Source organism: Agromyces capsici (assembly GCF_058349965.1).
In genome coordinates, this window is record NZ_JBYRET010000001.1 from 2,328,668 (window position 1) to 2,347,617 (window position 18,950).

The following is an 18,950-nucleotide window of genomic DNA, read 5'->3' on the forward strand; positions in this document are numbered from 1 at the left end:
TGGGCCTCTCAGCCCTTCTTGATGGCGTCTTCGACGGCGTCGATGATGCCCTGGGCGTCACCCTTGCCGGCGAGCAGGTCGACGACGCCCACGTTCAGGGCGTTGCCCACGTTCTGGCCGAGCAGCGTGTCGAGCCACACGGAGACGTACGGTGCCTCGTTGTAGTTGGCGAGCACGTCCTGCAGCGCGGGGTCGGTGACGACGCCCTGGGCGTCCTTGTTGGCCGGCAGGGTGACGAACGCCTCCGCGTAGCCCTCCTGCTGCTCCTTCTGCGAGGCGAAGTCCAGGAACTCGGCGCACTCCTTCGGCGCTTCGACGAAGCAGCTGTAGCCGTCGACGCCGCCCATCATCGCGCCCTCGCCGCCGTCGCCGCCCTCGACGGCGGGGAACGGGAACCAGCCGAGGTCGGCGAGCGGCTTCTCGTCGGGCGTGAGCGAGGCGATCACGCCCGGGTTCCAGGCGCCCATGAGCTCCATCGCCGCCTTGTGGTTCGCAACCAGGCCCGCGGAGGACCCGGCCCCCTGCTGGGCGGACGTGGTGAGGAAGCCCTCGTTGTAGGGCTCGGTCGCGGCGAAGTCCGCGAGGTCCTCGCCCGCGCGCAGGAAGCACTCGTCTTCGAAGCTCGGGTCGGCGGCCAGCCCGGCCATGACGTCCTCCGAGCACTCGCGCAGTGCGAAGAAGTAGTACCAGTGCGCTGCGGGCCACGCGTCCTTCGCGCCGAGGGCGATCGGGGCGACGCCGATGCCCTTCAGCTTGTCGACGGCCTCGCTGAGCTCGTCGAAGGTGGTCGGCGTCTCGGTGATCCCCGCCTCGGCGAAGAGGTCCTTGCTGTAGTAGATGCCACCGGGAAGCACGGCGGACGGCACGCCGTAGATCTTGTCGTCGACGGAGAATGCGGCGAGCGACGCCTCGCCGAGGGCGGTCTTGGTCTCGTCCGAGAGCGACTCGGTGAGGTCCTGCACCTGGCCGGCCTCGACGACCGCAGCGAGCTTGCCGCCGCCGCGGGCCATGAAGATGTCGGGGGCATCGCCCGAGTTCAGGGCGGTCTGGAGCTTGCCGTCCATGTCCTCGTTCTGGATGGCCTGGATCGTGATGTCGACCCCGGGGTGCTCGGCCTCGAACTCCTTCGCCGTCGTCTCCCAGTACGCCTTGCCGGGGCCGGTGGTGGAGTTGTGCCAGAAGCTCAACTCGACGGAGCCGTCAGCCGAGCCACCGTCTCCGGCACTGCATCCGGTCACGGTGCCGGCAGCCAGCGCCGCCATGGCACCGAGCGTGACGAGCCGCGTGATGCTGCGTCTGTTCATCTTTGAACCTCTCGAAAGTTTCGACTCCAACGTCGAAAGTGATCTGGACGCCTCGAATATACGCTCCCCTCGATATGCGGTCAAGCGCAACATATTCGGCGTGCCGAACCGCCCGGGGCCTCGCGCGAACCTAGAGTGGACGCGTGGCAGACCGGTCCGGCAGTTTCGACGGCGTGCATCGCCGCAATCTCGCGCGCGTGCTCGGCCTCGTGCACCTCGAGGGGCCGCTCTCGCGGGCTCGACTCACGGCGCTCACCGGCCTCAACCGCTCGACCATCGCCGCGCTCGCCGGCGAACTGGTCGAGCTCGGCCTCGTCGAGGAGCGGGCACCCGACCCCACGAACCGCGTCGGCCGCCCGTCGCCCGTGGTCGCGCCCGATCCGCGCATCGTCGCGATCGCCGTGAACCCCGAGGTCGACGCCGTCACGGTCGCCGCCGTCGGGCTCGGCGGGCGGATCGAGGCGCGCGAGCGCATCGAGGTCGACCACCTCGTCACGCCGGAGGAGATGGCCCGGCTCATCGCCGACGCGATCGCCCGGTGGCGTGCGGGCGCGCTCGCCCACGCCCGCTTCGCGGGCGTCGGGCTCGCGGTGCCCGGGCTCGTGCGCGCCTCCGACGGGCTCGTGCGGTTCGCGCCGCACCTCGAGTGGCGAGACGCCCCGATCCGCGCGTTCGTCGAGGAGGCGACCGGGCTGCCCACGACGGTCGGCAACGACGCGAGCCTCGGCGCGATCGCCGAGCACCTGTTCGGCGCGGGCCGCGGCGTCGACGACCTCGTGTACCTCAACGGCGGCGCGAGCGGCATCGGCGGCGGGCTCATCGTGCACGGCCGGCCCGTCGGCGGCACGAGCGGCTACGCCGGGGAGTTCGGGCAGAACCGGCCGGGCATCGCGTCGGCCGACGACCGGCGCGCGAACGGCGGCGTCCTCGAGGACGAGGTCAGTCGCACCCGCCTGCTCGAGGCGGTCGGGCTGCGCGGCGCCGACGAGCCCACGCTGGCCGCCGCCATCCGCTCGGCCCTCGACGGCCCGGCGGGCGACGCGGCGAGGGTCGCCGACGAGCTCGACCGGCAGCGGCGGATCCTCGCGACCGCGCTCGCGAACGCGGTGAACGTGCTCAACCCGTCGCTCGTGATCCTCGGCGGGTTCCTCGCGACGCTCGCCGACCTCGACCCGCCGGCGCTGCGGGCGGCGATGGCCGCCCAGGCGATGCCGGCCGCGGCCGAGGACGTCGACGTGCGGATCGCGGCGCTCGGCGAGGACCGCCTCATGATCGGCGCCGCCGAGGGCGCGTTCGCGAGCCTGCTGGCCGATCCGCTGGGGGCGGCTCGCTGAGCCGCCCCCGCCGGTCGACGCGCGTCCGGTGGGTCCGCGACGCGGGCGCGTCCCGGGATCCGCACTTGCGCGACCCGGGGGTCGGTTCGGTACACTGGACGATAGTCGAATCGATTCGAGGCCATGGTGGCCGAGATCGCTCACGGCGGCGCCCCACGCGGGCGCCGCTTTCGTTCGCCCGGCGCCCGACGGCGCGCGCCCGCGGCATCCTCACCGCACGTCCGCACTCCAGCACGCCCCGGGAACGCCTATGTCCACCGCTTCAATCCCCATCGTCCGCCCCGACGACTACGCCGCGCCGCGCCACCCCGGCGACCTCCTCAGCCGCCGCCAGCGCCTCGTCTACGTGCTCGTGCTGGGAGCGCTCACCGCGCTCGGCCCGTTCACGATCGACCTCTACCTGCCCGCCTTCCCGGCGCTCGAGGCCGAGCTCGGCGTGAACGCCGCAGCCATCCAGATCACCCTCACGGGCACCATGATCGGCTTCGGCCTCGGCCAGCTCATCGTCGGCCCGTGGAGCGACAAGGTCGGTCGCCGCCTGCCGCTCATGCTCTCGACGGCGCTGCACATCGCGGCCTCCGTCGCGGCGGCCCTGGCGCCCGACATCACCTGGCTCATCGTGTTCCGGCTGCTGCAGGGCTTCGGCGCCGCGGCCGGCGGCGTCGTCGCCATGGCGATGGTGCGCGACCTGTTCGGCGGCAAGCCGCTCGTGCGCATGCTCTCGCGCCTCGCGCTCGTGAACGGCCTCGCGCCGGTGCTGGCGCCGGTCATCGGCTCGCAGCTGCTGCAGGTCATGGACTGGCGCGGCGTGTTCTGGGTGCTCGCCGGCTACGGCGTCGTCGTGGTGCTCGCGGTCGCGTTCCTGATCGTCGAGACCCTGCCCGTGTCGCGGCGCCACATCGCCGGCCACTCGTCGGTCGCGCAGCGGTACCGCGCGCTGTTCCGCGACCGGGTCTACCTCGGTGCGGCGCTCGTCGGCGGCATGACCTTCACGGGCCTGTTCGCCTACCTCTCGACGTCGTCGTTCCTGTTCCAGCAGGTGTACGACTTCACCGCGCAGGAGTACGGAATGCTCTTCGCCGTGAACTCGATCGGCGTGGTCGTGGGCGTGCAGGTGTCGTCACGGCTCATCCGCGGCCCCATCCCGCCGCAGTACATCATCGCGGGCACCACGGTCGTGCACGTCGCCATGGCGATCGCCATCATCGTGCTCGACGGCGCGGGCGCCGGGTTCTGGGGCACCGCGATCCCGCTCTGGATCTACATCGCCGCGTGCGGGTTCACGTTCCCCGCCGTGCAGGTGCTCGCGCTCGCCAACCACGGCGCCGAGGCCGGCACCGCGGCGTCGCTGCTCGGTGCGCTCAACTTCGGCCTCGCGGGGGCGATCTCGCCGCTGGTCGGGTTCCTCGGCGTGGGGAGTGCGGTGCCGATGGCCGTCGTCATGCTCGGCGCCGCGGTGATCGCGATCGTCGGCGTGTGGGCGCTCGTGCGCCCCTCCACGGTGCCCGCCCTCTCCGAGTGACTGCGACGAGCGGATGTCGCATGCCGCGCCGTGCACGCGACATCCGCTCGAGTCGGCCCCGTGCCCGTCGCGTCGGCACCGAAGCCGAGGCACGCGGCATCCGCTCTCAGGCTGCTCACGACTCGCCGATTACGGTGAGGGGATGAGCGCACCCGGAACCGACCAGGGGCCCGAGGGAACGACCACCAGCGAGTCGGGTCGCACGCCCGCCAAGGGCGACGACCTCCGGCCCCCCGCGCGCGAGGCCCGTACCGAGTACGTCGGACGGTTCGTGCCGTTCGCGGCGGGGATCGCCGCGGTGGTGATCGCCGCGGTGCTCGGTCTCGTGATCGTGCTGCGCGCCGGCGGGATCTTCGAGGTCGACGAGGAGTGGGCCGAGGACGTCTTCGAACTGCGCGGCGGCATCGGCGACATCATCGCCTTCGGGATGGACCGGCTCGGCGGCGGCATCATGGGCGTGTTCATCGTGCCCATCGGGGTCGCGGTGACGCTGCTGGTGGTGCGGCGGCCCTGGGCCGCGCTGTACTTCGTCGTCGCGTCGGCCGCGAGCGCGGGCATGGTGCAGGTGCTCAAGAACCTGTTCGGACGTGCCCGGCCGGAGGACATCCTGGTCATCGCGGACTTCGGGTCGTTCCCGTCGGGGCACGTCGCGAATGCCGCCACGATCGCCGTGGCGATCGGCATCATCGTGCCGAAGCGCTGGGTGTGGGTCGCCGGAGCGTTGTACACCATCCTCATGGCGGTCAGCCGCACCTACGTGGGGGCGCACTGGTTCACCGACACCGTCGGCGGGGCGCTCGTCGGCGCCGGCATGGCGCTGCTGGTCTGGACGGTGTTCGCCCGCAAGCTCGAGGCCGAGCGCCTGCGCCGCGCGGCGATCGTCGCCGAGCGGAACGCCGCGCTCGCGCAGTCGCACATCACGCCGCCGGCGCGACCGCGCGCGTAGCGCCGGTCGCTACTCGGCCAGCGGGGGCCGGGCGGCCGGAAGGGCCTGCTCGATGAGCTCGAGCGTGCGGGCGGCGACGCTGACCGCGATCGCGGCCGGTTCCTTCGAGCGGATGCCCTCGATGCCGATCGGCGTCGTCACGCGCCCGAGCGCGGCCTCGTCGTGGCCGGCCGACGCGAGCTGCGCGCGGAACCGCGCCCATTTCGAGCGTGAGCCGATGAGGCCGATCGAGGCGACGCCGGGCGTGCGCAGCGCCTGGTCGACGATCGCGAGGTCCTCGGCGTGGTCGTGCGTCATCACGAGCACATGCGCGCCGGTCGGCAGCTCGGCGAGGGCGGACTCGGGCACGGGCGGGTGGTGCACGTGCACGGTCGCGACGGCGTCGGCGAGCGCGACGAGGCGCTCGGGCACGAGCATGTCGCCGCGAGAGTCGACGAGGTGCAGCTCGATCGGGTGCCGGGCGAGGATGCGGGCGAGCTCCAGCCCGACGTGCCCGATGCCGAAGACCGCGACGACGGGCACGACCGGCACGGGTTCCAGCAGCATGGTGACCTCTCCTCCGCAGCACTGCACGCCGTAGTCGGTGACGGCCTTGTCGCTCAGCGTCAGGGTGAGCAGCTCGGGCTCGGCGGCGCGCTCGTCGAGCATCGCACGGGCGCGTTCGAGCGCGGTGCGCTCGAGGTTGCCGCCGCCGACCGTGCCGAACGCCTCGCCCTCGGCGACGACCATCTTCGCGCCGCCGTTGCGCGGCGCGTGCCCGCGGACGACCGCGAGCGTGACGATCACCGCAGGGCGACGAGCGGCGCGGAGCCGCTGCAGGGCGTCGACCCAGTCCATCCGGCCTCCGTCCAGCGCCCGGCTCAGGGCTCGCGCGGAGCGGAGCGGCGGGCTGCGGCGAGGCCGGCCTCCGCGACCGGAGCCTCAGCCGGTGCGGCGCCCGAGCCGGGCGCGGCGAGCTCGGCGGCGGCTCCGGCCGGCCCGCGGGCCGCGCGCGCCGCCTCGATCGCCCAGAACACGGCCTCGGGCGTCGCGGGCGAGGCGAGCTCGACGCTGTGCCCGTCGGGGCCGAACTCGGCGACGGCCTCGCGGATCGCCTCGCGCACGCTGAACGCCAGCATGAGCGGCGGCTCGCCCACGGCCTTGCCGCCGTACACCGCGCCGTCCTCGGCGGCCCGCTCGAGGAAGCGCACGTTGAGCTCGTCGGGCAGCTCGGAGAACGCCGGCAGCTTGTAGGTGCTCGCCGACTGGGTGAGCAGCCGGCCCCGGCTCGGCCCGTCGGACTCGTCCCAGCGCAGCTCCTCGAGGGTGAGCCATCCGGCCCCCTGCATGAACCCGCCCTCGACCTGGCCCAGGTCGATCAGCGGCGAGAGCGAGTCGCCGACGTCGTGCACGATGTCGACGCGCCGCACGCGGTAGGCGCCGGTGAAGCCGTCGACCTCGACCTCGGCGGCCGCGACGCCGTACGCGAAGTACTTGAACGGCGTGCCCTGCATGGTTCCGGGCTCCCAGCCGAGGCCCTCGGTGCGGTAGAACCCGGCCGCGAAGAGCTGCACGCGGTCGTGGTAGGCGGCCTCGGCGACCTCGAAGAACTCGAGCGACGTGCCATCCGGATCGGCGCCCGAGACGCGACCGTCGGCGAAGCGCACCTCGGCCTCGGGCACGCCGAGCAGCCGGGCGGCGACGGGCGCCATGCGCGAGCGGATCTGCTCGCACGCGTGCTTGACCGCCGCGCCGTTGAGGTCGGCGCCGCTCGACGCGGCCGTCGCCGACGTGTTGGGCACCTTGTCGGTGCGGGTCGGCGCGAGTCGCACCGCCGACATGGGCAGGCCGAGCGCGGTCGCCGCGACCTGCAGCATCTTGGTGTGCAGGCCCTGGCCGAGCTCGGTGCCGCCGTGGTTCACGAGCACCGAGCCGTCGCGGTAGACGTGCACGAGCGCGCCGGCCTGGTTGTACGCGGTGAACGTGAACGAGATGCCGAACTTCACGGGCGTGATGGCGAGGGCCCGCTTCGTGTCGGGGCTGCCGGCGTTGAACGCGTCGATCGCGGCGCGGCGCTCGTCGAACGCACTCTCGTCGCGCACGCGCGCCCACGCGTCGTGCAGGCGCTCGGCGTGCCGCACGGGCTGGCCGTACGGCGTCGCCTGGCCCTCGCGGTAGAGGTTGCGCTCGCGCAGCGTCGCGGCGTCGATGCCGAGCAGGGGCGCGACCCGGCCGAGGATGTCCTCGATCACGAACATGCCCTGCGGCCCGCCGAAGCCGCGGAACGCGGTCTGCGAGGTCTTGTTCGTCTTGGCGATGCGGCCCTGCACCGTGATGTCGGGGATCCAGTACGCGTTCTCAACGTGGCACAGTGCCCGCCCGAGTACGGGCTCGGAGAGGTCGAGGCACCAGCCGCCGTCGGAGGTCAGCACGGCCTCGAGCGCGAGGATGCGGCCCTCATCGTCGAAGCCCGCGCGCCAGGTCGCGTGGAACGGGTGGCGCTTGCCGGTCATGGTGAGGTCCTGCGTGCGGTTGAGCCGCAGGCGCACCGGGCGGCCGGTGAGCGTCGCTCCCAGCGCCGCGATCGCCGCGAACCCGTGCGGCTGCATCTCCTTGCCGCCGAAGCCGCCGCCGAGCCGGAGCGACTGCACGGTCACGCGGTGGTTCGGCACGCCGAGCACGTGCGCGACGATCTCCTGCGTCTCGGACGGGTGCTGCGTGCTCGACTCGACGAACACCTGCCCCTCGGAGTCGACGTGCGCGAGCGATGCATGCGTCTCGAGGTAGAAGTGCTCCTGCCCGCCCACGAAGCTCTCGCCCTCGAACACATGCGGGGCGTTCTCGAGGGCGGATGGCGCGTCGCCGCGCCGCACGGTCGGCGCGATGCCCTGGAAGGAGCCCGCGTCGATGGCCTCGGCGATCGTGACGATCGAGGGCAGCGGCGCGTACTCGACGCGCACGGCGGCGGCGCCGAGCCGGGCGGCCTCGGGCGTCTCGCCGAGCACCCAGCAGAGCGCGTGCCCGTGGAACATCGCCTCGGAGGGGAACAGCGGCTCGTCGTGCTTGGCGCCCGCGTCGTTCTCGCCGGGCACGTCGGCGGCGGTGAGCACGCGGACGACGCCGGTCACGCCGAGCGCGGGCGTGACGTCGAGCGTGACGAGCGCGTGCGCGTGCTCGGACTGCACGGGCCACGCGGTGAGCACGTCGGTGCGGCCGGCGGCGAGGTCGTCGGTGTAGATCGCGGTGCCCGTGACGTGCCGGGGCGCGCTCTCGTGGGGGAGCGCCCGGCCGACGACGGGTTCGGCGGGGCGGGCGGCGAGCTCGCTCATGCTGGCACCTCCTCGCGGCGGTCGGCCGCGACGGGCGGCCCGGCGTGGAAGAACTTCAGCAGCGCCCGGTTCAGCATGAGCGCGCGGTAGTCGGCGCTCGCGCGGTGGTCGGACATCGGCGTGCCCTCACCGCCGAGCACGGATGCCGCGTCGCGGACGGTCTCGAGGTCCCACTGCCGCCCGACCAGGGCGCGCTCCGTCGCGAGGGCGCGGATCGGCGTGGCGGCGACGCCGCCGAGTCCGATGCGCGCGGCCGACACCGTGCCATCCGCGTCGAGGTCGATGGCGAAGCCGACGGCGACGCTCGAGATGTCGTCGTACCGGCGCTTGGCGACCTTGTGGAACGCGGTGCGTGAGGCCCGGGCGGCGTCGCCGACCGGCGCCGGGATCCGGATGGCGCGGATGAGTTCGCCGGCCCTGCGCACCGTCTGCCGGTAGCCCGTGAAGTACTCGTCGAGGCCGACCTCGCGCTCGCCGTCGCGCGAGACCAGCACGAGTCGCGCGCCGAGCGCGAGCAGCGCGGGCGCCGCGTCGCCGATGGGGGAGGCCGTGCCGAGGTTCCCGCCGATCGTGGCCCGATTGCGGATGAGCGGCGACGCGAACTGCGGGAACAACTCGGCGAGCAGCGGGACGCGACCGCCCAGGTGCCGCTCGACCTCGGAGAGCGACAGCGCGGCACCGATCTCGACGCCGCCGTCGGCGTCGGCGTCGAACGTGCGCAGCTCGGGCAGCCGCTCGATCGCGATCGTGACCGGGGCGCGCCGGCCGCGCAGGTTCACCTCGACGCCCCAGTCGGTGCACCCGGCGACGACCATGGCGTCGGGTTCGTCGGCGAGCAGCGCGAGCGCGTCGTCGAGCGAGGACGGCCGCACGAACCGGGCGTCGTCGGCCTCGAGCACGGTCGCGACCGTCGCGGGGGCGGGCCGCCCGCGACGCTCGGCGAGCGGGTCGGCCGCATCGGGCGCGCCGAGCGCGTACGCGGCGTCTCGGATGGGCCGGTAGCCCGTGCACCGGCACAGGTTGCCGCTGAGTGCGTGCAGGTCGAAGCCGTTCGGGCCGACATCGGGGCCTGCCGCGTGCTCGTCGGATGCGTCCGAGGCGCCGGCGGTCGCGCCATCCGCTCGCCCTCGACCCGCCCGGTAGAACTCGGCCGCCATGCTGCACGCGAACCCGGGCGTGCAGTAGCCGCACTGCGAACCGCCGCCCGCGGCGAGCGCGGCCTGCACGGGATGGAGGTGCTCGGGCGTGCCCAGCCCCTCGGCGGTGACGACCTCCTGGCCGTCGAGCGCGGCGGCGGGCACGAGGCACGAGTTCACGGCCGTCCAGGCGGTGCCGCCGTCGCCGTCGGGCGTCGCGAGGAGCACCGAGCACGCGCCGCACTCGCCCTCGGCGCAGCCCTCCTTCGCGCCCGTCAGGCCCTGCGCGCGCAGCCAGTCGAGGGCCGTCGTGTGCGGGCTGACGCCGTGCAGCGCGCACGCCCGGCCGTTGACGGTCACCGACGTCGATTCCATACGCGCACCCCTCGTTTCCGCGAGTCTACGCCGCGGAAACGGCCCCGATCCCGTGGCGCCGCGGTGGTCGGTGCGCGAAGATGAGGGCAGCGTGTGGAGCGCTCACCAGGGGCTCCACCGGAGGGGAGTGGCAGCCGGATGGCCGTCGAGATCGCCCGTGCCGACGACGTCGCGGGCAGCGAGGAGATCCTCGCGCCGGACGCGTTCGCGTTCGTGGAGGAACTGCACCATCGCTTCGATGCGCGTCGCCGGGAGCTGCTCGCGGCCCGCCGCGCCCGCCGCGATCGGATCGCGCGCGGGGAGGACCGGCTGGACTTCCTCGCCGAGACCGCCGACGTGCGGGACGGCGAGTGGACCGTGCCGCCGCCGCCACCGGCGCTCGCCGACCGCCGCGTGGAGATCACCGGCCCGGCCGCGCCGGCGAAGATGGCGATCAACGCGCTCAACTCCGGCGCGCGCGTCTGGCTCGCCGACCTCGAGGACGCGTGCAGCCCCACCTGGGCGAACATCGTCGGCAGCGTGCGGAACCTGCGCGACGCCGCGCGCGGCACGCTCGCCTTCACCTCGCCCGAGGGCAAGGCGTACGCGCTGCGCGACGACCTCCGCCGCCCGACCGTGGTGACGCGGCCGCGCGGATGGCACCTGCCCGAGAAGCACGTCCTGATCGACGGCGAGCGCGCGTCGGCCTCCCTCGTCGACTTCGGCCTGCACCTCTTCCACACGGCGCAGCTGCTCCTCGACTCCGGCGACGGCCCGTTCTACTACCTGCCCAAGCTCGAGTCGCATCTCGAGGCGCGGCTCTGGAACGACGTGTTCACCTTCTCCGAGGAGCGGATGGCGCTTCCCGCCGGCAGCATCCGGGCCACGGTGCTCATCGAGACCATCCCCGCCGCGTTCGAGATGGACGAGATCCTCTGGGAGCTGCGCGAGCATGCCTCGGGCCTGAACGCCGGCCGCTGGGACTACCTCTTCAGCATCATCAAGGTGTTCCGCGACGCCGGACCCGAGTTCGTGGTGCCCGACCGGGCGTCGGTCGCGATGACCGCGCCCTTCATGCGCGCGTACACCGAGCTGCTCGTGCAGACCTGTCACCGTCGCGGTGCGTTCGCGATGGGCGGCATGGCCGCGTTCGTGCCCAACCGCGCCGACCCCGAGGCGACCGCGGTCGCGTTCGAGAAGGTGCGCGCCGACAAGACGCGCGAGGCGGGCGACGGGTTCGACGGGTCGTGGGTCGCACACCCCGACCTCGTGCCCGTGTGCCTCGAGGTGTTCGACGGCGTGCTCGGCGACCGGCCGAACCAGCTCGACCGGCAGCGCCCCGAGGTCGCGGTGACCGCCGCCGACCTGCTCGACGTCGCCGCGATGGGCGGTCAGGTCACCGAGGCGGGCCTGCGCACGAACCTGTCGGTCGCGGTCGCGTACCTCGCGGTCTGGCTCTCGGGCAACGGCGCGGTCGCGCTGCACAGCCTCATGGAGGATGCCGCGACCGCCGAGATCTCGCGCTCGCAGGTGTGGCAGCAGTTGCGGCACGACACCGTGCTGGCCGACACCGGGCGCCGGCTCACGCCCGAGCTCGTGCGCGAGGTGCTCGACGAGGAGGTCGCCGCGCTCCGCGCCGACGTGCCGCCCGACCGGTTCGCCGCCTACTACGAGCCGGCGGCGCGACTGGTCGCCGAGTTCTGCCTCTCCGACGACTACGTCGACTTCCTCACCCTGCCCGCCTACGAGCTGCTGGAGTGAGCGTGCGCACCGCGCTCTCCGCTGCCGACCTCGCTGCCGCCGATGCCAGGCTCGCCTCGACCGACGCGCTGCTCGCGACCGCCTACCCGGGCGACGACGGGTCACGCCAGCCCGTGCACACCGTGTACGTGCCGGCCGACCGCTACACGCCCGAGCTGCCGACGGTATGGAGCCGCGAGGCGCTCGCCGCGGCGGAGGCGGCGGGCGGCCTCGAGGCGCTCGCGCGTGCGGTCGGCCTGGACCCGACGATCGCGCCCGTGGCCGCGTCGCGCGTGTACGAGAAGCTCGAGCGCGAGCCGATCGAAGACCTCAGGATCGACTTCGAGGACGGCTACGGCGACCGCGGCGACGACGTCGAGGACGCCGACGCGGTCCGCGCCGCGAAGCGCGTCATCGCCGCCGAGGGCGCGCACTTCGCGCCGCCCGACATCGGCATCCGGTTCAAGTCGTTCGAGGCCGCGACGCGCGCCCGCGGCATCCGCACCCTCGACCTGTTCGTCACCGCCCTCGTCGAGCACGGCGGCCTGCCCGACGGGCTCGCGCTCACGCTGCCGAAGGTGTCGACCGTCGCGCAGGTGCAGGCGATGGCGGAGGTCGCGACCGCCCTGGAACGCGCGCTCGGCCTCGACGACGGGCGCCTGCGGTTCGAGGTGCAGGTCGAGACGCCGCAGCTGATCCTCGGCGCCGACGGGCTCTGGCCCGTGGCCCGGCTCTCGCTCGCCGCGCCCGGCCGCATCAGCGGGCTCCACTACGGCACATACGACTACAGCGCGGCCCTCGGCATCGCGCCCGGGCAGCAGTCGATGGAGCACCCGGCGGCGGACTTCGCGAAGCAGGCCATGCAGGTCGCCGTCGCGGGCACCGGCATCCGGCTGTCGGATGGCTCGACCAACGTGCTCCCGGTCGGCGACCGCGCCCGCTCGGCCTGGCGGCTGCACGCCCGGCTCGTGCGCCGCTCGCTCGAACGCGGCTTCCCGCAGGGCTGGGACCTGCACCCCAACCAGCTGCCGACGCGGTTCCTCGCGACCTACGCGTTCTACCTCGACGGGTACCCCGAGGCCGCGGCGCGGCTCGGCCACCACCGCGCGCAGACCATCGGCGACGTGCTCGACGAGCCCGCGACGGTGCGCGCGCTCGCCGGCTTCGTGCTGCGTGCCATCCGCTGCGGTGCCATCCCTGGCGCCGAGGTCGCGGCCGACACCGGATACGACGAGGCGTCGCTGGCGGCGCTCGCGTACCCGAGACGTGAGCGGTCGACGGCGACCGCACCCACCACCCGAGACCAGGAGGCGACGTGAGCTACTTCACCCCGGCGGGCGGCCTGCCCGACCAGACCGAGCTCCTCACCGACCGCGCGATCGTGACGCCCGCGTACACGTTCATCCCGAAGGGCGTGCTGCGCGACATCGTCACGAGTAACCTGCCGGGGTTCACGAAGACGCGCGCGTGGATCCTCGCGCGTCCGATCGCGGGGTTCGCGACCACGTTCTCGCAGCTCATCGTCGAGATCGGGCCCGGCGGCGGCGCCGAGCGCCCCGAGCAGGAGCTCGGCGTCGAGGGCGTCGTGTTCGTGACATCCGGCTCACTGACCCTGACGCTCGAGGCCGAACGCGAGCAGCACGTGCTCGGGCCCGGCGGGTACGCCTACCTCGCGGCGGGCGAGCGCTGGTCGATCGCGAACGCGGGCGGCGAGGCGGTGAGCTTCCACTGGATCCGCAAGGCGTACGAGCCGCTCGAGGGCCACACGGCCACGTCGTTCGTCACACGCGACCAGGACGTGGTGCCGCAGCCGATGCCCGGCACGGACGGCGCGTGGGCGACGAGCCGCTTCGTCGACCCCGACGACCTCGCGCACGACATGCACGTGAACATCGTGACGTTCCAGCCCGGGGGATCGATCCCGTTCGCCGAGACGCACGTGATGGAGCACGGGCTGTTCGTGCTCGAGGGCAAGGGCGTGTACCGGCTGAACGACGACTGGATCGAGGTCGAGGCCGGCGACTTCATGTGGCTCCGGGCGTTCTGCCCGCAGGCCTGCTACGCCGGCGGGCCGGGGCCGTTCCGGTACCTGCTGTACAAGGACGTCAACCGGCAGGTGCGGCTGAGCGACGGCCTCGGCGGGGGACAGGGCGGGCACCTCTCGAGCGCCGCCTTCTCGAATTATCCAAGTGGACAATTCGAGCGGTGACGGCTAGCGTCGACCCCATGCGAATCCTCCTCATCGGTGCGGGGGGCGTGGGCGATGCCATCGCCAAGATCGCCGCCCGCCGCTCCTTCTTCGAGCTGATCGTCGTGAGCGACTACGACGAGTCCCGCGCCCGCCGCACGGTCGACTGGATCGCCGGCCGCCACGGCGACGAGGTCGCGGCCCGGTTCGCCACGGCGCAGGTCGATGCGAGCGATCCGGAGGTCGTGGCATCCGTCGCCCGCGCCCACGGCGCCACGCACGTGATGAACGCGGTCGAGCCGAAGTTCGTGCCCTCGATCTTCGCCGGCGCGCTCGCCGCGGGCGCCGACTACCTCGACATGGCCATGAGCCTCTCGGAGCCGCACCCGACCGACCCCTACGCCGAGACCGGGGTCAAGCTCGGCGACGACCAGTTCGCGCAGGCCGACGACTGGGAGCGGGCCGGCCGGCTCGCGCTCGTCGGCATGGGCGTCGAGCCCGGGCTCTCCGACGTGTTCGCGCGCTACGCGGCCGACCACCTCTTCAGCGAGATCGACGAGCTCGGCACGCGCGACGGCGCCAACCTCGTCGTGCGCGACGACGCCGGCAACGAGATCTTCGCGCCGTCCTTCTCGATCTGGACCACCATCGAGGAATGCCTGAACCCGCCGGTCGTCTGGGAGCAGGACCGCGGATGGTTCACCACGCCGCCGTTCTCGGAGCCCGAGGTGTTCGAGTTCCCCGAGGGCATCGGACCGGTCGAGTGCGTCAACGTCGAGCACGAGGAGGTGCTCCTCATGCCGCGCTGGGTCGACGCGAAGCGCGTGACGTTCAAGTACGGCCTCGGCGACGAGTTCATCGGCGTGCTGAAGACGCTCAACCTGCTCGGGCTCGACTCGACGCGGCCGATCCGCGTGCGCAGCGCCGCCGGGCCCGTCGAGGTCGCGCCGCGCGACGTGGTCGCCGCCGCGCTGCCCGACCCCGCCACGATCGGCCCCCGCATGACGGGCAAGACGTGCGCCGGGCTCTGGGTGACGGGCCGGGGCACGGATGGCGCGCCTCGCGAGGTGTACCTCTACCACGTGAGCGACAACGAGTGGACGATGCGCGAGTACGAGGCGCAGTGCGTCGTGTGGCAGACCGCGCTGAACCCGGTGATCGCGCTCGAGCTGCTCGCGACGGGGGCGTGGTCGGGCGTCGGCGTGCTCGGGCCCGAGGCGTTCGACGCGCAGCCGTTCCTCGACCTCATGGCGCGCGCCGAGGCCGACGGCGGGTACGGCCAGCCGTGGGGGATGGAGGACCGGCTCGCGCGCTGAGCGGGCGCCGCGCCCTCCCACGCTTCCCGCGCCGCCCGCCGCCCGCTGAAGTACCGCTTCTGCGATGGAGTGCGCTCCCGAGCGTGCCTCCTTCGCAGAATCGGCACGTGAATGGCGCGTGGGTCGCGGCGGACGTGACGCGATAAGGTCGCGGGCATGACGGATGGCGCGAGCGCGGGCCCCACGGCGGTGCCGGCGCCGTCGGCCGACGACGCGGCCGCGGCGCGCGCGCTGGCGGACGCCGCCGACGCGCGCGGCGGCATCCTGACCCGTCAGGCCCGCCCCGAGGAACTCGCCGGCGCGCTCGCGCGCTTCGACGCGACCTGGGGTGCCGGCCGCACGGTCGACCTCGCGTCGCTGAAGGCGATCGCCCACGCGGGCAACACCGTCCTCGTCGCCGTGCCGGCGCCCCGGCGAGCCGTTCTCGACTCACGCGAATCGGCCCCTGCGGGGGCCGATTCGCGTGAGTCGGTGTCGGGCGCGCGGCGTGAGGATCACGACTCACGCGAAATCGCCCCCAGAGGGGCCGATTCGCGTGAGTCGGTGCTCGACGTGCCGCTCGGGGCGGCGCTCGGGTTCCTGGGCTGGGCGGGCGGCCTGCACGTGCACTCGCACATGAACGCCGTCGACCCAGCGGCGCGCGGGCGGGGGATCGGCGTCGCGCTCAAGCTGCGCCAGCGCGCGATCTGCCTCGAACACGGCGTCGACGAGGTGCGCTGGACGTACGACCCGCTCATCCGTCGCAACGCGCGCATGAACCTCGTCCGCCTCGGCGCCGAGGTGATCGCCTATCACCCCGACTTCTACGGCGAGCTCCGCGACGCGATCTCGGGCGGCGACCGCAGCGACCGGTTCGAGGTGCGCTGGCGGCTGAGGTCGCCACGCGTCGCGAGGGCGCTCACCCGGATGCCGCAGCCGGCCTGGCGCGCCGAGGGCGGGCTGCCGCTCGTGGCCGACTTCGAGGGCGTGCGCGCCGCCGATCCGCGCGCGGCCGCCGCGCTGCGCGACGCCTCGCGGGAGGCCTTCGCCGCGCTCGCCGACGGGCGGCTCCGACCCGAGCTCGACGCGAACGGCGACTACGTCTTCACCGCCGACGACGCGGATCGCGCCCCCGACCACGCGCCCGATCGCTTTACAACGTTGTAGACTACCGGCGACGAGGAGGCGCCCATGGCAGTCACACTGCACGACGTGGCCCGGCTCGCGGGGGTCTCGATCAAGACGGTCTCGAACGTCATCAACGACTACCCGCACATCCGGCCCGCGACCCGCGAACGCGTCGAGCACGCGATCGCGCAGCTCGGCTACACGCCGAACCTGACCGCCCGCAACCTGCGATCGGGTCGCACCGGTGCGATCGCGCTGGCCGTCCCAGACCTCGGGCTCGCCTACTTCGCCGAGCTCGCCGCGTCGGTCATCGCCGCCGCCGAGGCGGCTGGGGCGGTCGTGCTCGTCGAGCAGACGGGCGGCGACCGCGATCGCGAGCTCGAGCTGCTGCGCAGCCCACGGCTGAAGCTCACCGACGGCCTCATCTTCAGTGCGCTCGGCATGGGCCAGGAGGATGTCGCGGCGCTCGAGGTGCCGTACCCGCTCGTCCTCCTCGGCGAGCGGATCTTCCACGGCCCGACCGACCACGTCACGATGCGGAACATCGACGCCGCGCGCGCGGCGACCGACTACCTGCTCGCGTCGGGACGGCGCCGCATCGCCGTCGTCGGGGCGCACCCCGGCGAGGTGATCGGCTCGGCCGGACTCCGCCTCCGCGGGTACCGTGAGGCGCTCGCCGCCGCCGGCGTGCCGTACGACGACTCGATCGTCGTCGAGACGACGCTCTGGCATCGGGCCAACGGCGCCGATGCGATGCGCGAGCTGCTCGCCCGCGGCGCGGACTTCGACGCGGTGTTCGGCCTCAACGACACGCTCGCGCTCGGCGCGATGCGCGTGCTGCAGGAGGCGGGCCGACGCGTGCCGGACGACGTGGCCGTGGTCGGCTTCGACGGGCTCGACGAGGCCGAGTACTCGATCCCGTCGCTGACGACCGTCGATCCGGGGCGCAGGTGGATCGCCGAGACGGCCGTGAGCACGCTCCTGCGGCGCATCGAGCTGGGCGACGCCGCGGGCGTGCCGGAGCTGAGGCTCGCGGAGTTCCGCATCGTCGAGCGGGAGTCGGCGCCGTCCGCGCCCGACTGGTCGCCGGCCCCGACCGGCCGGGAGGATGCCGCGCTGCCCGATGTGGTCGTGCCGGTGGCGGATGTCGCGGCATCCGTGCCCGCGCCGTCCTGAACTTCGCGTCACGCGCTTGACAGGGACGAGAAGTCGCGTCACCATACTTCTACAACGTTTACCTACAACGTTGTAGAACTACCGAACTCGGCGCGGAGTCCTCCTCCGCGGCCGCACGCACATCGCACGCGACAACGGTGTCCCCGCACCGCGAGAGGAAACACAGAATGAAGACCAAGGTCATCGCCGCGACCGGCGCCGTCGCCGTTGCGGCGGCCGCGCTGACCGGCTGCAGCACCGCCGGGCAGGGCGACTCCTGCACGAACGAGATCCTGAACCCCGAGGCGACGCAGGTCAGCGTCTGGGCCTGGTACCCCGCCTTCGAGCAGGTCGTCGACCTGTTCAACGAGACCCACGACGACGTGCAGGTCTGCTGGACCAACGCCGGACAGGGCAACGACGAGTACACGAAGTTCTCGACCGCGATCGAGTCGGGCTCGGGAGCGCCCGACGTGATCATGCTCGAGTCCGAGGTGCTCTCGAGCTTCTCGATCCGCGACGCGCTCGTCGACCTGACCGAGTTCGGCGCGGACGACGTCAAGGACGACTACACCGAGGGTGCGTGGAAGGACGTCTCGAGCGGCGACGCGGTCTTCGCCATCCCGGTCGACGGCGGCCCCATGGGCATGCTCTACCGCCAGGACATCCTCGACCAGTACGGCATCCCGGTGCCGACCACGTGGGACGAGTTCGCAGCCGCCGCGCAGGCGCTGAAGGATGCCGGAGCGCCCGGCGTGCTCGCCGACTTCCCGACGAACGGCCGGGCGTACAATCAGGCGCTCTTCGCGCAGGCCGGCTCGGTGCCGTTCGAGTACGACAGCGCCGACCCGCAGTCGATCGGCATCGAGGTCGACGACCAGGGCGCGAAGGACGTGCTCGCGTACTGGGACGGCCTCGTGAAGCAGGGCCTCGTCGCGACCGACGACGCGTTCACCGCCGACTACAACACCAAGCTCGTCGACGGCAGCTACGCGATCTACGTCGCCGCGGCCTGGGGCCCGGGCTACCTGCAGGGCCTCGCGGATGCCGACGCCGACGCCGTCTGGAAGGCCGCGCCGGTCCCGCAGTGGGACGCCGCGAACCCGGTGCAGATCAACTGGGGCGGTTCGACCTTCGCGGTGACGAGCCAGGCCGACGACACGGAGGCCGCCGCCACCGTGGCCAAGGAGATCTTCGGCACCGAGGAGGCATGGAAGATCGGCATCGAGGAGGCCGCGCTGTTCCCGCTGTGGAAGCCCATCCTCGAGTCCGATTACTTCCGCGACCTCGAGTACCCGTTCTTCGGGGGCCAGCAGATCAACAAGGACGTCTTCCTCGAGGCCGCATCCGGCTACACCGGGTTCACCTTCAGCCCCTTCCAGAACTACGCCTACGACCAGCTGACCGAGCAGCTCTACGCGATGGTGCAGGGCGAGAAGAGCTCCGACGAGGCGCTCGACGACCTTCAGGCCTCGCTCGAGGCATACGCGACCGAGCAGGGCTTCACGGTCGAGTGAGCCCCCGGTGGGGCCGGCCCGCG

At 73.0% G+C, this 18,950-nt stretch carries 14 protein-coding genes; 10 read left to right on the forward strand and 4 right to left on the reverse strand.

The window, feature by feature from the left end; all coding sequences use genetic code 11:
- Positions 1-8 precede the first annotated feature (8 nt).
- Positions 9-1,304 carry an extracellular solute-binding protein gene (locus tag AC3RKB_RS10940; protein WP_491436175.1) on the reverse strand — a complete coding sequence of 432 codons (1,296 nt, stop codon included), beginning with the start codon at positions 1,302-1,304 and terminating at the stop codon, positions 9-11.
- Between the two features lie 143 nt (positions 1,305-1,447).
- Between AC3RKB_RS10940 and AC3RKB_RS10945 the strand changes: the two genes are divergently transcribed.
- From AC3RKB_RS10945 to AC3RKB_RS10955, 3 genes are all read left to right on the forward strand, one after another.
- A complete protein-coding gene (locus tag AC3RKB_RS10945) occupies positions 1,448-2,638 on the forward strand; it encodes an ROK family transcriptional regulator (protein WP_491436176.1) in 1,191 nt (396 codons plus the stop codon).
- 250 nt (positions 2,639-2,888) lie between these two features.
- Entirely contained in the window at positions 2,889-4,160 is a 1,272-nt protein-coding gene (locus AC3RKB_RS10950) for a multidrug effflux MFS transporter (protein WP_491436177.1), read from the forward strand.
- A gap of 142 nt (positions 4,161-4,302) precedes the next feature.
- Positions 4,303-5,106 (forward strand): phosphatase PAP2 family protein, encoded by an 804-nt coding sequence (locus AC3RKB_RS10955; protein WP_491436178.1) that lies wholly within the window; start codon positions 4,303-4,305, stop codon positions 5,104-5,106.
- Positions 5,107-5,115: 9 nt separating this feature from the next.
- Here AC3RKB_RS10955 and xdhC read toward each other — a convergent pair whose 3' ends face one another.
- Genes xdhC through AC3RKB_RS10970 form a run of 3 tightly spaced genes read right to left on the reverse strand, consistent with a single transcriptional unit; the run spans position 5,116 to position 9,925 of the window.
- A complete protein-coding gene (gene xdhC, locus AC3RKB_RS10960; RefSeq protein ID WP_491436179.1) occupies positions 5,116-5,943 on the reverse strand; it encodes a xanthine dehydrogenase accessory protein XdhC in 828 nt (275 codons plus the stop codon).
- Between the two features lie 23 nt (positions 5,944-5,966).
- A complete protein-coding gene (gene xdhB / locus AC3RKB_RS10965) occupies positions 5,967-8,414 on the reverse strand; it encodes a xanthine dehydrogenase molybdopterin binding subunit (protein ID WP_491436180.1) in 2,448 nt (815 codons plus the stop codon).
- Positions 8,411-9,925 (reverse strand): xanthine dehydrogenase small subunit, encoded by a 1,515-nt coding sequence (locus AC3RKB_RS10970; RefSeq protein ID WP_491436181.1) that lies wholly within the window; start codon positions 9,923-9,925, stop codon positions 8,411-8,413. The genes xdhB and AC3RKB_RS10970 overlap by 4 nt, the downstream gene beginning before the upstream one ends.
- Before the next feature lie 138 nt (positions 9,926-10,063).
- Between AC3RKB_RS10970 and aceB the strand changes: the two genes are divergently transcribed.
- From aceB to AC3RKB_RS11005, 7 genes are all read left to right on the forward strand, one after another.
- A complete protein-coding gene (gene aceB, locus AC3RKB_RS10975; protein ID WP_491436182.1) occupies positions 10,064-11,665 on the forward strand; it encodes a malate synthase A in 1,602 nt (533 codons plus the stop codon).
- A gap of 2 nt (positions 11,666-11,667) precedes the next feature.
- Positions 11,668-12,963 carry a DUF6986 family protein gene (locus tag AC3RKB_RS10980; protein ID WP_491436813.1) on the forward strand — a complete coding sequence of 432 codons (1,296 nt, stop codon included), beginning with the start codon at positions 11,668-11,670 and terminating at the stop codon, positions 12,961-12,963.
- Complete coding sequence (locus tag AC3RKB_RS10985) at positions 12,960-13,853, forward strand: bifunctional allantoicase/(S)-ureidoglycine aminohydrolase (RefSeq protein ID WP_491436183.1); 894 nt, start codon at positions 12,960-12,962, stop codon at positions 13,851-13,853. The genes AC3RKB_RS10980 and AC3RKB_RS10985 overlap by 4 nt, the downstream gene beginning before the upstream one ends.
- Before the next feature lie 17 nt (positions 13,854-13,870).
- Positions 13,871-15,148: a saccharopine dehydrogenase family protein gene (locus tag AC3RKB_RS10990; protein WP_491436184.1), complete on the forward strand. Its 1,278-nt coding sequence runs from the start codon at positions 13,871-13,873 to the stop codon at positions 15,146-15,148.
- A gap of 156 nt (positions 15,149-15,304) precedes the next feature.
- Entirely contained in the window at positions 15,305-16,294 is a 990-nt protein-coding gene (locus tag AC3RKB_RS10995) for a hypothetical protein (protein WP_491436185.1), read from the forward strand.
- A 24-nt stretch (positions 16,295-16,318) separates the two neighbouring features.
- Positions 16,319-17,431 carry a LacI family DNA-binding transcriptional regulator gene (locus AC3RKB_RS11000; RefSeq protein WP_491436186.1) on the forward strand — a complete coding sequence of 371 codons (1,113 nt, stop codon included), beginning with the start codon at positions 16,319-16,321 and terminating at the stop codon, positions 17,429-17,431.
- 167 nt (positions 17,432-17,598) lie between these two features.
- On the forward strand, positions 17,599-18,927 hold the full coding sequence (locus tag AC3RKB_RS11005) for an ABC transporter substrate-binding protein (protein WP_491436187.1): 1,329 nt from the start codon (positions 17,599-17,601) through the stop codon (positions 18,925-18,927).
- The last annotated feature ends 23 nt before the right edge of the window (positions 18,928-18,950 follow it).